General features: G+C 51.3%; 20 protein-coding genes. All 20 read left to right on the top strand.

Annotated elements, in window-relative coordinates; all coding sequences use genetic code 11:
- Positions 1-226: 226 nt before the first annotated feature.
- The gene (locus ACK8P7_RS02670) at positions 227-1,036 is read left to right on the top strand and encodes a DnaD domain protein (protein ID WP_410042685.1); all 810 of its coding nucleotides are present in this window, start codon (positions 227-229) and stop codon (positions 1,034-1,036) included.
- Entirely contained in the window at positions 1,011-1,982 is a 972-nt protein-coding gene (locus ACK8P7_RS02665) for an ATP-binding protein (RefSeq protein ID WP_410042684.1), read from the top strand. Before ACK8P7_RS02670 ends, ACK8P7_RS02665 begins: the two co-directional genes overlap by 26 nt.
- A 186-nt stretch (positions 1,983-2,168) precedes the next feature.
- Complete coding sequence (locus ACK8P7_RS02660; RefSeq protein WP_410042683.1) at positions 2,169-3,383, top strand: ribose-phosphate pyrophosphokinase; 1,215 nt, start codon at positions 2,169-2,171, stop codon at positions 3,381-3,383.
- Positions 3,384-3,551: 168 nt separating this feature from the next.
- Positions 3,552-4,865, top strand: a complete 1,314-nt coding sequence (locus ACK8P7_RS02655; protein ID WP_410042682.1) for an acyltransferase family protein — start codon at positions 3,552-3,554, stop codon at positions 4,863-4,865.
- Between the two features lie 7 nt (positions 4,866-4,872).
- The gene (locus ACK8P7_RS02650; protein WP_410042681.1) at positions 4,873-5,883 is read left to right on the top strand and encodes a class I SAM-dependent methyltransferase; all 1,011 of its coding nucleotides are present in this window, start codon (positions 4,873-4,875) and stop codon (positions 5,881-5,883) included.
- Between the two features lie 302 nt (positions 5,884-6,185).
- Entirely contained in the window at positions 6,186-7,433 is a 1,248-nt protein-coding gene (locus ACK8P7_RS02645) for a cell wall-binding protein (RefSeq protein ID WP_410042680.1), read from the top strand.
- Between the two features lie 624 nt (positions 7,434-8,057).
- On the top strand, positions 8,058-8,375 hold the full coding sequence (rpsJ, locus tag ACK8P7_RS02640; protein ID WP_410042679.1) for a 30S ribosomal protein S10: 318 nt from the start codon (positions 8,058-8,060) through the stop codon (positions 8,373-8,375).
- 52 nt (positions 8,376-8,427) lie between these two features.
- Positions 8,428-9,057 (top strand): 50S ribosomal protein L3, encoded by a 630-nt coding sequence (gene rplC, locus ACK8P7_RS02635; protein ID WP_410042678.1) that lies wholly within the window; start codon positions 8,428-8,430, stop codon positions 9,055-9,057.
- Positions 9,058-9,082: 25 nt separating this feature from the next.
- Positions 9,083-9,703 (top strand): 50S ribosomal protein L4, encoded by a 621-nt coding sequence (gene rplD, locus ACK8P7_RS02630; RefSeq protein WP_410042677.1) that lies wholly within the window; start codon positions 9,083-9,085, stop codon positions 9,701-9,703.
- Complete coding sequence (rplW, locus tag ACK8P7_RS02625) at positions 9,703-10,002, top strand: 50S ribosomal protein L23 (RefSeq protein ID WP_410042676.1); 300 nt, start codon at positions 9,703-9,705, stop codon at positions 10,000-10,002. The genes rplD and rplW overlap by 1 nt, the downstream gene beginning before the upstream one ends.
- A gap of 73 nt (positions 10,003-10,075) precedes the next feature.
- Complete coding sequence (rplB, locus tag ACK8P7_RS02620) at positions 10,076-10,921, top strand: 50S ribosomal protein L2 (RefSeq protein ID WP_410042675.1); 846 nt, start codon at positions 10,076-10,078, stop codon at positions 10,919-10,921.
- 19 nt (positions 10,922-10,940) lie between these two features.
- On the top strand, positions 10,941-11,213 hold the full coding sequence (gene rpsS / locus ACK8P7_RS02615) for a 30S ribosomal protein S19 (protein ID WP_410042674.1): 273 nt from the start codon (positions 10,941-10,943) through the stop codon (positions 11,211-11,213).
- Between the two features lie 33 nt (positions 11,214-11,246).
- Entirely contained in the window at positions 11,247-11,636 is a 390-nt protein-coding gene (gene rplV, locus ACK8P7_RS02610) for a 50S ribosomal protein L22 (protein ID WP_410042673.1), read from the top strand.
- Between the two features lie 15 nt (positions 11,637-11,651).
- Complete coding sequence (gene rpsC / locus ACK8P7_RS02605; protein ID WP_410042672.1) at positions 11,652-12,314, top strand: 30S ribosomal protein S3; 663 nt, start codon at positions 11,652-11,654, stop codon at positions 12,312-12,314.
- A gap of 2 nt (positions 12,315-12,316) precedes the next feature.
- Positions 12,317-12,745, top strand: a complete 429-nt coding sequence (gene rplP / locus ACK8P7_RS02600; protein ID WP_410042671.1) for a 50S ribosomal protein L16 — start codon at positions 12,317-12,319, stop codon at positions 12,743-12,745.
- Entirely contained in the window at positions 12,745-12,948 is a 204-nt protein-coding gene (gene rpmC / locus ACK8P7_RS02595) for a 50S ribosomal protein L29 (RefSeq protein WP_410042670.1), read from the top strand. Before rplP ends, rpmC begins: the two co-directional genes overlap by 1 nt.
- Positions 12,949-12,965: 17 nt before the next feature.
- Positions 12,966-13,220, top strand: coding sequence for a 30S ribosomal protein S17 (gene rpsQ, locus ACK8P7_RS02590; RefSeq protein ID WP_410042669.1), 255 nt, complete (start codon positions 12,966-12,968; stop codon positions 13,218-13,220).
- A 25-nt stretch (positions 13,221-13,245) separates the two neighbouring features.
- Positions 13,246-13,614 carry a 50S ribosomal protein L14 gene (gene rplN, locus ACK8P7_RS02585; RefSeq protein ID WP_410042668.1) on the top strand — a complete coding sequence of 123 codons (369 nt, stop codon included), beginning with the start codon at positions 13,246-13,248 and terminating at the stop codon, positions 13,612-13,614.
- Between the two features lie 12 nt (positions 13,615-13,626).
- Entirely contained in the window at positions 13,627-13,932 is a 306-nt protein-coding gene (gene rplX, locus ACK8P7_RS02580) for a 50S ribosomal protein L24 (protein ID WP_410042667.1), read from the top strand.
- Positions 13,933-13,952: 20 nt separating this feature from the next.
- Positions 13,953-14,492 carry a 50S ribosomal protein L5 gene (gene rplE, locus ACK8P7_RS02575; RefSeq protein WP_410042666.1) on the top strand — a complete coding sequence of 180 codons (540 nt, stop codon included), beginning with the start codon at positions 13,953-13,955 and terminating at the stop codon, positions 14,490-14,492.

The following is a 14,492-nucleotide window of genomic DNA, read 5'->3' as shown; positions in this document are numbered from 1 at the left end:
CACCGCGATGTGGATAACTTAGGTGGATAAAGTTGTGGACTGGATCGGTTGAAGAGCTTTGCACCCTGTGTTATCATCATTTCACCGAAGCAAACGGTGGTTCTGCCACCGGGCATTGCGGTGGGCGCGTACCCTGAGAACGACGTCTGCGTGATCGATTTTGCATCGGATTTTTTTAACTGTAGATTTCCGTATCACGGAATGTAGATAGAACCGGGTAGTTGAGATGGGCACAAATATTGTTGATAACCTTGCGGTACATGCGACCTGTATTTCGAACGATTTTCTGGATAAGTATCTGGGATCGGCGAACGGGGATTATATAAAAGTATATCTTCTGATGCTTCGGCATAAGGGAGAGCAGTTTACGGTGACGGATGCGGCGGATGCACTGAACCTGACCGACGGTGATATCGAGCGTGCCGTGCGCTACTGGGAGAAGCAGGGCGTTTTTAAGGCGGGGACCGATGCCCTCGTTCGCGAGGAGCTCCGCGAGACCTGCGATATGGAGGCGGAAGCAGAGGCGCAGAGCGCTGCGGCGGCTGTTTCGACCGCGATTCCGGCACAGGCGATGGAGCAGGCCGAGCAGAAGCTCGAGAAGCTTTCCGGTACCGTCGATGATGTGTTCGATGACGAGGAGTTCGCCGGTATTCTGTTTGTGGCGAAGCATGTGCTGCCGACACTTCCGAGCATCCGTCAGGTGGAGACGCTTCAGTATATGTATAAAGATCTCCACATGCAGGCAGATGTCATCGAGTATCTGCTTGAGTACTGTGCGAGCATCAAGAAGACGACCAGCAAGTATCTGCAGGCTGTCGCGATCAACTGGCACGAGCAGGGCATCGTCACGCTGGCACAGGCACGGGAGCTGATCAGGTCCTTCGAAGAGAAGAAGACGAAAAAGAAGACCCGTGGTTCCAGCTCCAGAAACAACAAGTTCCTTAACATCGAAAAGTCAGAAATCGATTATGACAGCATCGCACAGAAGCGTGTGCTGGACAGGATGAAGAATGGCACTCACGAATGCACAGTATAATCAAATCATGCACGTCTATGACGTCCGTCGGATGAAGGATGCGATGCATCTCGAGGCACGGAAAAAGGACGCGTATCAGAAGCTTCCGGAGCTGAAGGCTCTGGAGGCTTCTGTGCGCGCAGAGGCGGGGCGCACGCTCCAGCTGATGCGCGAGGGACAGAAGGAGGAGCTTCGGAACCTGAAGGACCATATCCGCGCCATCGGCGAGGAGAAGAAGGATCTGCTCGTGCGAAACGGCTTCCCGGCAGACTATCTCGAGATGCAGTATACCTGTCCGGACTGCCAGGATACCGGCTTCATCGGTGGAGAGAAGTGTCACTGCTTCAAAAATATGCAGATGCAGTTTATCTATCAGCAGTCCCATCTTGGGCGTATCGTACGAACACAGAACTTCGATCACTTCGATCTCACACGCTTCGATGATCGGGAGTTGATCGATGGTGCGGGCGGAAAGACGAACCGTCAGTATATGGCGGAGGTCCGGAATCTGCTGCTGGACTGGACGCAGAACTTCGATGAGCGGCACGGCAACGTGATCCTGATGGGAAATCCGGGTACCGGAAAGACCTTCCTCATCAACTGTGTGGCGAAGGCGCTGATGGACAGCTACCATTCGGTGATCTACTTCACCAGCACGGATCTCTTCGACAGCTTTTCGAGAGCGCTCCGGCATGATGTGGAGGAGCAGGAGGAAACAGAGGATGCGATCCTGAACTGCGATCTCCTCGTGATCGACGATCTCGGTACGGAGATGAACAACAGCTATACGACCTCGCGTCTCTTTTATGTGCTGAATCAGCGGATGGTACTGCACAAGTCCGTGATGATTTCGACGAATCTGAACTTCCGGGCGATGCAGGACCGTTATTCTGATCGTATCGTCTCCCGTATCATGGCGGAGTACGACTACATCCCGCTCTACGGAGTGGACCAGAGGCTGCGCTGAGCCGAAAGCCCATAGGCCTCTGGGATAGGTGGAAAAAGCTACCGCCCACCGGGTCCTCTGTCTGTACTGTTATGGAAAAAGCTGTAGTTATAGAATGTATGGTAAAAAAATGTTGACAGTCATGACTGTTTACATATATAAAGAAGGTTGATTTGAGATTGGAACGTTTCTAAGGAGGAGAGAGAAATGTCAGATTCCAGAACTTCAGAGTTTATTGAGCGTATCCCGGTGGGACCACTGGCGCTGATGCCGCTCGATTCGATCCAGCCACTGGGCCAGAAGGTCGATGAGTATCTTTCTACATGGCGTACCCAGCGTGAGAGTGATCACAAGGAGACCATCGCGTTCAACGGTTACCAGAAGGACAGCTATATCGTACAGGCGAAGGTGTCCCGCTTCGGCTCCGGTGAGGCGAAGGCGAACATCCTCGAGACCGTACGTGGCGTAGATCTGTATCTGATGGTTGACGTCATGAACTATGCACAGACCTACAGCCTGTTCGGCCAGGTGAACCACATGTCCCCGGATGATCACTACAGTGATCTGAAGCGCGTCATCGCAGCGACGACCGGCAAGGCGAAGCGCATCAATGTCATCATGCCGTTCATGTATGAGTCCCGCCAGCACAAGCGTACCGGACGTGAGTCCCTCGACTGCGCGATGATGCTCCAGGAGCTTCATGCGATGGGCGTGGAGAACTTCATCACTTTCGATGCACATGATCCACGTGTCATGAATGCGATCCCGCAGGACAGCTTTGACAACATCTCCTGCTCCTACCAGTTCATCAAGTCGATCCTCGCACATGTAGAGGACCTCGATATCGATAAGAACCACATGATGATCATCTCTCCGGATGAGGGTGGCATGAGCCGTGCGATCTACTACGCAAACGTGCTCGGCATCGACATGGGTATGTTCTATAAGAGACGTGACTACTCAAAGGTAGTCAACGGCCGTAACCCGATCGTGGCCCATGAGTTCCTCGGCGCAGACGTAGAGGGTAAGGATGTATTTATCATCGACGATATGATCTCCTCCGGTGAGTCCCTCATCGATACGGCCAAGGAGCTGAAGGAGCGTAAGGCGAGACGTGTCTTCGCATGCTGCACCTTCGGTCTCTTCACCTCCGGCTTCAACAAGTTCGACCAGGCGTACGCAAACGGCACCTTAAACGGTGTCTTCACCACGAACCTGATCTACCAGCAGCCGGAGCTTCTGACGAAGCCGTGGTACATCAGCGTCGATATGGCGAAGTACATCGCCCTCATCATCGACAACCTGAATCATGATATGTCGATCTCCTCGATCCTGGATTCCAGCCAGAAAATCAACGATAAGGTCGCTGCCTACAGAGCACATCGCGAGGAGATGACCCAGCAGATGGAGCTTCCACTGTAAATCGCATGGATTGTGCCGTGTTCGGACGTGATACTGAACCAACTGCCCGGAGATGGCAGTGTGTATCAAAAGACGTTCCGATCCACAGGATCCGCTGACCGATATATGGATCGATATACGAAAGAGTCGCCGTTGCAGGCGGCTCTTTTTCTATGTAAAATAAAGGCTATGAATCCGACACAAGAAAACAGATTTCGAAATAAAATAAACTGGTACGTCTTCCTGATGTCCCTGCTCGTCGTCCTGATTCACAGCGTAAACCTCGCGATCGACAACACGACGCTCAGCTCGATGATCCTGACCGCAGACCATACCGGTGCAGAGCTTGCCGGCATCACCGGCGTCGCCGGCCACGTCGAGCACCTTCTGTCGAACGCCCTCGGGCAGATGGCGGTGCCGGGATTCTTTCTGATCTCCGGCTACCTCTTCTTCCGGACACTGCATGGCTTCCGGGATATCGGGCGGAAGTGGCAGGAGCGGGTCTGGTCGCTGCTCGTACCCTATGGCGCATGGAATGTGCTCTGGTATCTCGCTTACGTGCTGACCGGCCGTCGGCACTTCTCCCTCACGGCGATGAGTGAGGCTGCTGCGAACCACAGCTGTAATCCGACCTTCTGGTATATGTACCAGCTGATGCTGCTGACGCTCCTCGCGCCTCTTCTCTACCTGCTGCTCCGGAACGCGTTCGTTATGCTTCTGTCACTTCTCCTGCTCGCCACCGCGATCGGTGCAGGCGCCACGCTCCCGCTGGTCAATTCAGACGCCCTCATCTATTATGACGTCGGCGCCCTGTTCGCCTGTCATGGACGGGGGCTGTTCGAAGGCGCCGCAGCGGACGCCCGGCTTCTCCGGAAGGCGATGCCTGGAAAGGTGAAAGGGGAGGCGGAGATCGTCGTCCTGCCAGTGGCAGCGAACGCCCGTCAGCGTCGCAGCTCCATGGAGAGAGGGTGCCGCATCGCCGGCATTGGCCTCCTGCTGCTAGCATGGCTGCTGCAGATCCTGACCCCGGCGAAGCTGATGAGCTTCGTGCTCTATGATGGGAGCGGCATCGCGCGGATGTCGATGCCGGCCTACCTGATGAGCGGAGGGGCACTGGCGCGCTGGATCGGAAAGTGCCTTCAGCAGCTTCCACTGTTTGTGCTTTCACTGTCCGGGAGTGGTCCGCAGGCGCTCGTCGCCATCGTGCGACGACTGCTGCTCGTGCTCGGCGTCTGGTTCGTCCTGCCCGGAGACCGTCTGCCGGAAGCGAAACCCTATATGAAAAACAGCTTCTTTCTGTACGCAGTGCATTATCCGATTGCGCGCGCACAGTATTATATGATACAGTACTTGGGCATTCCGTACGACGGATGGGGAGAAGCGGTGCGCCTCGCGCTGTACCTGCTGACCCCGGTGGTCGCTGTCGCGGCCGCGTATGGGCTGAAGCGTGTACTGAAACGGTACCTGCCGCTGCAGTGGAAAATTCTCAGCGGAGGACGATAGGAGTTCTATGTTTATTGCAGATCATTGGAAAGATTATGAAGTTATCGACACATCAAACGGCGACAAGCTGGAGCGCTGGGGGAAGTATATCCTCCGTCGCCCGGATCCACAGGTTATCTGGCAGACACCCTTCCGGAATCCGTACTGGAAGAAGCTGAACGGCCACTATCATCGCTCGAACAAGGGCGGCGGCGAGTGGGAGTTCTTCGATCTTCCGAAGCAGTGGAAGATTTCCTACGTGCTCGGTGGCGCGGATGCGGCCGCCTCGACCCTGAAGCCGGACGTGCGTGCGACCTACTGCCCGACGGCACCGGTCTATGCACAGCTCGAGAAGCTTCCTATAGAAAAACGCACCCTGACCTTCCACCTGAAGCCGTTTACGTTTAAGCATACCGGTCTCTTCCCGGAGCAGGCGGCGAACTGGGACTGGTTCGCGGATCGTATCCTCGGGGAAGTGGAGCGTCGGAAGCAGGCAGGTATCGACCGTCCGATGAAGGTGCTGAATCTCTTTGCCTATACGGGCGGTGCGACCCTGGCCGCGGCCGCGGCTGGTGCCCAGGTGACCCATGTGGACGCCTCGAAGGGCATGGTACAGTGGGCGAAGGAAAACGCAGAGGCCTCCCATCTCAAGGATGCGCCGATCCGCTGGCTCGTCGACGACTGTATGAAGTTCGTCGAGCGAGAGATCCGTCGTGGCAATACCTATGATGCGATCATCATGGATCCGCCATCCTATGGTCGTGGACCGAAGGGGGAGATCTGGAAGATCGAGGATTCGGTCTATCCGCTCGTGCAGCAGGCGGCGAAGCTGCTGACGGAAGACAGCATCTTCTTCCTCATCAATTCCTACACGACCGGACTGCAGCCGGCGGTCATGAGCTATATGCTCGGCACGGCGATCCGTGCACGCCTCGGCGGTGTGATCCACTCGGAAGAGGTCGGCCTGCCGGTGACGGAAACCGGACTCGTGCTGCCATGCGGCTGCAGCGGCCGCTGGGAAAGCTGCGAAAAGTCATAATAGTAGAGAAAACAGCATTGGCCGAAGGCGGTAGGCGTGACGAACGAAGCCACGGTGACGCGTGTGAATGTAAGAGAATCGTAAGCATTTCGCCGGGATTATTCAGTATTCTTCATGGAATAGAAATTGCATTTGCATGAGTGAAAGGCTATTATTATAGCATAAGTATGATGCAGACTGGAAAATCGTCCGGTGAGGCGCACACGAGCGCATACATCCGGTCCGAAAGAGGACGGCGGCGACCGGAGCCAGTGCATCCACAGGCGTTGGGGCCGGTAGAGCCGGGTCCGGAGGGATACGATATGATGAAAGAAAAGCTTAGAAAACTTCTGATCGCAGCCAGTGCGCTTGCGGTGATTTCCGCGACGAGTGCATTTGCGGCCGGCTGGACGACGAACACCAGCGGCGAGCCGGTATATATGCAGGATAACGGAACCGTGGCGGCGAACGCCTGGATCAAGGCGGAGAGCAACGGTCAGGTGATCTGGTACTACGCTACCGGGAACGGCACCCTGAAAAAGGGCGGCTGGCAGACCGTCGGCGGCTATCGCTACTACTTCGATGAGATGGGTGTGATGCAGACCGGCTGGGTAGATGGAAACAGCTACTACTGTAATCCGAACACAGGTGCCGCTGTTTCAGGCTGGCAGTACCTGACGATTCCGGAGGAGGACCAGAGCTTCTATGAGGACGATGTGAACTACAGCACGAATCATGCAGCCTGGTATTTCTTCGCCACTGGAACGAATAAAAAGTACGCGTCTGACAGCTATAACGTTACCGTAAAGACCATCAATGGTCTCAAGTACGGCTTCGATGAGAATGGCGTGATGCAGCTCGGATGGTCGAAGGTACAGGATACGACCCCGGAGATCAGCGGATACATGTATTTCGCGATGAAAACCGACGATCACTTCAAGCAGGGCCAGCTGATCGAGAACACCTGGTATACGACGACCGGACCGCAGAACAGCGACGGCTCCTATGATGAGAGTCTCGCCAGCGGTGATGTAGAGTATTTCTACTTCCGCTCGAATGGACGACCGGCAGCTGGTACGACCGGCAACTTCCTCGTGCAGTCGATCAGCGGTAAGAAGTACCTCTTCAACGAAAAGGGAAATCCGGTATATGGCATGCAGAAGGGCTCCACGACGACTGACGCAAGCGTGCATTACTACTACTGTGGATCCAGTAGGGCAGACTGCTCGGTAAAGACCGGACGTTTCGTGATGACGGAGGCGGATGGCGATAAGATCACTTACTATGCAGAGAGCAACGGCCGCGGCTACACCGGCGTGAAGAACGGTTACCTCTATTATGAGGGCAGACTGCAGCAGGCGGATCAGAGTGCGAAGTACCAGACCTGCTACGTAGATGGAAAGAACTACGTCATCTCTTACTCCGGACTGGTCATGAAGAGTAAAACAAATCTCCGCGATGCGGATGGTAATAAGGTATCGACTAATGCCGACGGTACGCTGAAGGCAAACCTCGATGGCAGCCTCGAGGCGATGACCGCGACTCCGCCGGATGTCGATGACATCGACTGATGATTTCCTTTCTATAATAGAAGAGGGCCCGTTTCCGAAAGGAGCGGGCTCTCTTCTAGTATAGAACAGATGGTTGCATTCGTTCGTTTGCAGTCCGGGTCCCCGCTGAACTGCGATCAAAAAAGGTCTTGCAATTCAGAAAAACAGATGGTATGATATGACACGCACAGCGAGGTGGTTACCTGCTGTGCTGTACATTATATCGTGATACACACGGCAGTGTGGAAACGTGTATCGGATTTTATGCACGTTTTCAGAAAAATTGCTTGCAATAAAAAAGCATGTGTGTTATCTTTGTACACGCTGTGACATGATAGCGTTGAAATGAAGATTGCTTGCATGGACGAAAGCCAAGATCCGTACAACAGTATCCTTTGGATCCAGTGAGCCTCCGGGCTCCGCCTGAGAGTTGAGACGGCAACCAAGTATAAGTCATGTAAGAGAACTTCAGGGAGCGAATGTCTAGTTTAGAAACTGACGGCAGGTCACTGTACTACAATTTAATCCATCAAACAGCAGATGGATTTGCGCAGATCGATCCTTTATCTCACATGGGACAGGTGTGCGCGTTAATGTACAGTCACCGACTTATCGTCAAATCACCGATAGGAGGCGACTTTTTTTATGGCAAGTCAAGTAATGAGAATCACACTTAAGGCTTACGATCACGTCCTTGTAGACGAGTCAGCCGCAAAGATTGTGGAGAACTGCAAGAAGACGGGTTCACAGGTATCCGGTCCGGTTCCACTTCCGACGAAGAAGGAGATCGTAACCATCCTTCGTGCTACACACATGTTCAAGGACTCTCGTGAGCAGTTCGAGCAGAGAACACACAAGAGACTTATCGACGTTATCAGTCCGAACCAGAAGACCATGGATGCTCTTCAGAGACTGGAGATGCCGGCTGGCGTTTATGTCGATATCAAGATGAAGAACAAGTAATGATTCTAGTATGAGTCTGAGAAATCGGGCTCCGCTGTAGAAAGGAGAACACATGAAGAAAGCTATTTTAGCAACAAAAGTAGGAATGACACAGATCTGGAACGAAGATGGCGTGTTAATTCCAGTAACTGTACTTCAGGCTGGTCCTTGTGTTGTTACACAGGTTAAGACTGTTGAGAACGACGGTTACGCAGCGATCCAGGTAGGCTTCCAGGATAAGAGAGAGAATCTCGTAAACAAGCCTATGAAGGGTCAGTTCGACAAGGCTGGTGTTCCTTGCAAGAGATTTGTGAAGGAGTTCAGACTTGAGGACGCTGAGAACTACAACGTTAAGGACGAGATCAAGGCTGACATCTTCGCTGAGGGCGACAAGATCGACGTTACCGCTATTTCCAAGGGTAAGGGATTCGAGTCCGCTATCAGAAAGTATGGCCAGTCCAGAGGACCGATGGGCCACGGCTCCAAGTTCCACCGTCACGCAGGATCCAATGGTACTGCCGCAACACCTTCACGTGTACTTCCGGGCAAGAGAATGCCAGGACACATGGGTGCTGTAAAGGTTACAACTCAGAACCTTACCATCGTTAAGGTAGATGCTGAGAACAACCTGCTTCTTGTAAAGGGAGCTGTACCGGGACCTAAGAAGGCTCTTGTAACTGTCAGAGAAGCAGTGAAGGCCTGAAACGTACGAAAGGAGGAACACATAAATGGCTAACGTATCAGTATTTGATATGCAGGGCAAGGAAGTTGGAAAGATGGATCTTAACGATGCCGTATTCGGCGTTGAGATCAATGAGCATCTCCTTCACCTCGCAGTTGTTGCTCAGCTTGCAAACAAGCGTCAGGGCACACAGAAGGCATTAACTCGTGCAGAGGTTTCCGGAGGCGGAAGAAAGCCTTGGAGACAGAAGGGCACAGGTCATGCAAGACAGGGCTCCATCAGAGCACCGCAGTGGAAGGGCGGCGGAGTTGTATTCGCACCGGTACCACGTGACTATACAACAACCATGAACAAGAAGGAGAAGAGAGCAGCTCTTAAGTCTGCACTCACCAACGCTGTTCAGGAGAACAAGCTCATCGTTGTTGATGAGATCAAGTTCGACGAGATCAAGACCAAGAACTTCCAGGCTATGCTGGATGCACTCAAGGTTGAGAAGGCATTCGTTCTTCTTGATTCGAACGATAAGAACACCGTTCTTTCTGCTAGAAACATCGCTGACATCAAGACAGCCGGTGTGAACGAGCTCAATGTATACGACGTTCTTAAGTACCAGACTGTAGTTGCTACGAAGGCAGCTGTAGAGAAGATCCAGGAGGTATACGCATAATGGCAGACATTAAGTATTACGACGTTATTCTCCGCCCGGTTATCACTGAGAAGTCCATGGGCGAGATGGCATCCAAGAAGTATACATTCCTTGTAAATCCGGACGCAACCAAGGCTCAGGTTCGTGAGGCCGTTGAGAAGATGTTCGAGGGTACAAAGGTAAAGGCTGTAAATACGATGAACGCTGACGGCAAGGCCAAGAGAAGAGGTCTCAAGCTCGGCAAGACAGCTGCAACGAAGAAGGCTATCGTTACTTTAACTGAGGATTCCAAGGAAATCGAGATTTTCAAGGGCCTTTAATTTACAGATAGCATAGTACGTCACGTGAAAAATTCTCTATTATACGTGACTAGTAAAAAGGAGAAAATAAGTCATGGGTATTAAGACATATAGACCTTATACACCTTCGAGAAGAAACATGACCGGTTCTGACTTTTCTGAGATTACGAAGAAGACTCCGGAGAGATCTCTTCTTTCTACAGTAAAGGAGAACGCTGGTAGAAACAATCAGGGTAAGATCACTGTTCGTCACCAGGGTGGTGGAAACAGACAGAAGTACAGAATCATCGATTTCAAGAGAAACAGCAAGGATGGTATCCCTGCAACTGTTATCGGAATCGAGTATGATCCGAACAGAACAGCCAACATCGCACTCATCGCTTATGCTGATGGTGAGAAGGCATACATCCTCGCACCGAACGGTCTGACCGACGGTATGAAGGTTATGAACGGACCTGAGGCTGAGGCAAGAGTTGGTAACTGCTTACCGCTTTCCAAGATTCCTGTAGGTACAAACGTTCACGCAATCGAGCTTATCCCTGGCAAGGGCGCACGTATGGTACGTTCTGCTGGTAACGCTGCTCAGCTGATGGCGAAGGAAGGCAAGTATGCAACTCTTCGTCTTCCGTCCGGCGAGATGAGAATGGTTCCTGTAGAGTGCCGTGCAACCATCGGTGTTGTAGGTAACGGTGACCACAACCTCATCAACCTTGGTAAGGCTGGTAGAAAGAGACACATGGGTTGGAGACCTACTGTTCGTGGTTCTGTCATGAACCCTAACGATCACCCGCACGGTGGTGGAGAAGGTAAGGCACCTGTCGGAAGACCTGGTCCTTGCACTCCATGGGGTAAGCCAGCACTTGGTCTTAAGACACGTAATAAGAAGAAGGCTTCCAACAAGCTTATCATCAGAAGACGTGATGGTAGAGCCATCAAGTAATTGAGGAGGAGAGAATAATATGGCACGTTCAGTTAAAAAAGGACCATTTATTGACGCTTCGCTGAAGAAGGCTGTCGATAATATGAATGCTTCCGGAAACAAGGCCGTTATCAAGACCTGGTCTCGTCGTTCCACCATCTTCCCGTCATTTGTTGGTCACACCATCGCAGTTCATGACGGTAGAAAGCACGTTCCTGTATATGTTACAGAGGACATGGTTGGACACAAGCTCGGAGAGTTCGTTGTAACCAGAACCTTCCACGGCCACACTGGCAACGAGAAGAGAGCATAACTCACGCATATTTGAAAGGAGGACATTTCTAAAATGTCAAAGGGTCATAGATCTCAGATTAAGAGAGAGAGAAATGCGAATACTGTAAAGAGACCTTCAGCTACTCTTTCATATGCAAGAGTATCCGTACAGAAGGCATGCTTCGTTCTTGACGCCATCAGAGGCAAGAACCTCGACGAGGCACTCGGTATCGTTACATACAATCCTAGATACGCTTCTACTTTAGTTAAGAAGCTTCTTGAGTCTGCTGCTGCTAATGCAGAGAACAACAACAACATGAACAGAGATAATCTTTATGTTGCTGAGTGCTATGCTGGTGCAGCTCCTACGATGAAGAGAATTCATCCGAGAGCACAGGGCAGAGCTTACAGAATTTTGAAGAGAAACTCACACATTACTGTAGTTTTAGACGAGAGAAAGTAAGAAGGAGGCATATAAATGGGTCAGAAAGTCAATCCGCACGGCATGAGAGTCGGCGTTATTAAAGATTGGGATTCCAAGTGGTATGCTGACAAGAATACTTTTTCAGATGCACTTGTTGAAGACTACAACATCCGTAAGTTCCTGAAGAAGAGACTTTACTCTGCAGGAATTGCGAAGATCGAGATCGAGAGAGCTGCAAACGATAAGGTTCGCGTAGTGATCTACACTGCTAAGCCAGGTTTCGTTATCGGTAAGGGCGGCGCTGAGATCGAGAAGGTAAGAAAGGAAGTTCAGAAGCTTACCTCCAAGAATGTCAACATCGATATCAAGGAGATCAAGAGACCGGATCGCGATGCACAGCTCGTAGCTGAGAACATCGCGCAGTCCCTTGAGAACCGTGTATCGTTCAGAAGAGCGATGAAGCAGGCAATGCAGAGAACCATGAAGTCCGGCGTACTTGGTATCAAGGCTTCTGTAAGTGGTCGTCTCGGCGGTGCTGATATCGCAAGACGTGAGTTCTATTCCGAGGGGACCATTCCTCTTCAGACACTCAGAGCTGACATCGACTATGGCTTCGCTGAGGCTGCTACCACATACGGCAGACTCGGTGTGAAGGTATGGATCTACAAGGGAGAGGTTCTTCCTACCAAGAATACCAAGGAAGGGAGCGATAAGTAATTATGTTAATGCCAAAGAGAACGAAGTATCGTAAGCAGATTCGTGGAAACATGAAGGGTAAGGCTACGAGAGGTAATAAGGTTACTTATGGTGAGTTCGGTCTTGTCGCAACTGAGCCTTGCTGGATCAGATCCAATCAGATCGAGGCAGCCAGAGTTGCCCTTACAAGATACATCAAGCGTGGCGGTCAGGTATGGATCAAGATCTTCCCTGACAAGCCGATCACAGCTAAGCCACTCGGCGTCAGAATGGGTTCCGGAAAGGGCGCTGTAGAGTACTGGGTAGCTGTAGTTAAGCCAGGTAGAGTAATGTTTGAGATTTCCGGCGTACCTGAGGAGACGGCAAGAGAGGCACTTAGACTTGCTAGTCACAAGCTTCCTTGCAACTGCAAGATCGTTACGAAGGCCGATCTGGAAGGCGGTGATAACTAATGAAGAAGAAAACTTACGTAGAAGAGTTACAGGCGAAGACAACAGAGCAGCTCAATGCTGAGCTTGTTTCTGCAAAGAAGGAGCTCTTTAATCTGAGATTCCAGAACGCTACCAACCAGCTCGATAATACAGCAAGAATCACCGAGGTTCGCAAGAACATCGCGCGTATTCAGACAGTTATCACAGAGAAAGCAAAAGCGTGAGAAAGGAGAGCACAACAATGGAGAGAAATCTGAGAAAAACACGTACCGGTAAGGTCGTTAGTGCAAAGATGGACAAGACCATCGTTATCGCTATCGAGGATCACGTTAAGCATCCTGTCATCGGTAAGATCGTAAAGAGAACCGTTAAGGTATACGCTCACGACGAGAACAACGAAGCTGGCGTAGGCGACACTGTTAAGGTGATGGCTACAAGACCTCTTTCTAAGACAAAGAGATGGAGACTTGTTGAGATCGTTGAGAAGGCTAAGTAATTAAGAGGCAAGGAAGGAGCATTATATGATTCAGCAGGAAACAAGACTTAGAGTTGCTGATAACACAGGTGCAAGAGAGCTTCTTTGCATCCGCGTTATGGGTGGCTCAACCAGAAGATATGCTGCTGTCGGAGATGTAATCATCGCATCCGTGAAGGATGCCATCCCAGGCGGTCAGGTAAAGAAGGGTGACGTTGTCAAGGCTGTTGTAGTAAGAACCGTTGATGATATCCGTCGTAAGGACGGCAGCTACATCAAGTTCGACGAGAATGCAGCTGTTATCCTTAAGGACGATGGAACACCTAAGGGAACACGTATTTTTGGACCGGTAGCAAGAGAGCTTCGTGATCATGGTTACATGAAGATCGTTTCCCTCGCTCCGGAAGTACTGTAAGGAGGTTGCCAGATGCGTAGAATTAAGAAAGACGATATGGTAAAGATCATTGCCGGTAAGGACAATGGTAAGCAGGGCAAGGTCCTTTCCTTTGACCCGGCAACCAATAAGGTAGTCGTTGAAGGCTGCAATATGGTAACCAAGCACCAGAAGCCATCTCAGGTTAACCCGCAGGGTGGCATCCTTCACAAGGAGGCTCCGATCGACGCTTCCAACGTGATGCTCGTTGTTGACGGACAGGCTACTCGCGTAGGCTTCGAGGTTAAGGACGGCAAGAAGGTAAGAGTTGCGAAGAAGACCGGTAAGGTCGTTGAGTAAGAGAAAGGAGGAATTTTAAGATGGCTAGATTAAAGGATCTTTACAATAGCGAGATCAAGGAAGCTATGACGAAGAAGTTCGGTTACAAGAACGTTAACGAGATTCCTAGGCTTGATAAGATCGTTATCAACATGGGCGTTGGAGAAGCTAAGGAAAATTCCAAGGTTCTCGACAGTGCAGTGCGTGATCTCGAGATCATCACTGGTCAGCATGCTGTAACCACCAAGGCGAAGAAGTCTGTTGCAAACTTCAAGATCAGAGAGGGACAGGCTATCGGATGTAAGGTTACTCTTCGTGGCGAGAGAATGTACGAGTTCGCTGATCGTCTGATCAACCTCGCACTTCCGCGCGTAAGAGACTTCAGAGGCGTTAACCCGAACGCATTTGATGGCAGAGGTAACTATGCACTTGGCCTCAAGGAGCAGATCATTTTCCCTGAGATCGAGTTTGATAAGGTTGATAAGGTAAGAGGTATGGATATCATCTTCGTTACGACTGCAAAGACGGACGAAGAGGCAAGAGAGCTTCTTAGACTGTTCAACATGCCGTTCGCAAAGTAA

Origin of the sequence: Oribacterium sp. P9, from assembly GCF_046365365.1 — a bacterium.
Taxonomy (GTDB): domain Bacteria; phylum Bacillota; class Clostridia; order Lachnospirales; family Lachnospiraceae; genus Oribacterium.
The sequence above is the reverse complement of the archived record's forward strand: the minus strand, read 5'-3'. Positions and strand labels throughout refer to the sequence as shown.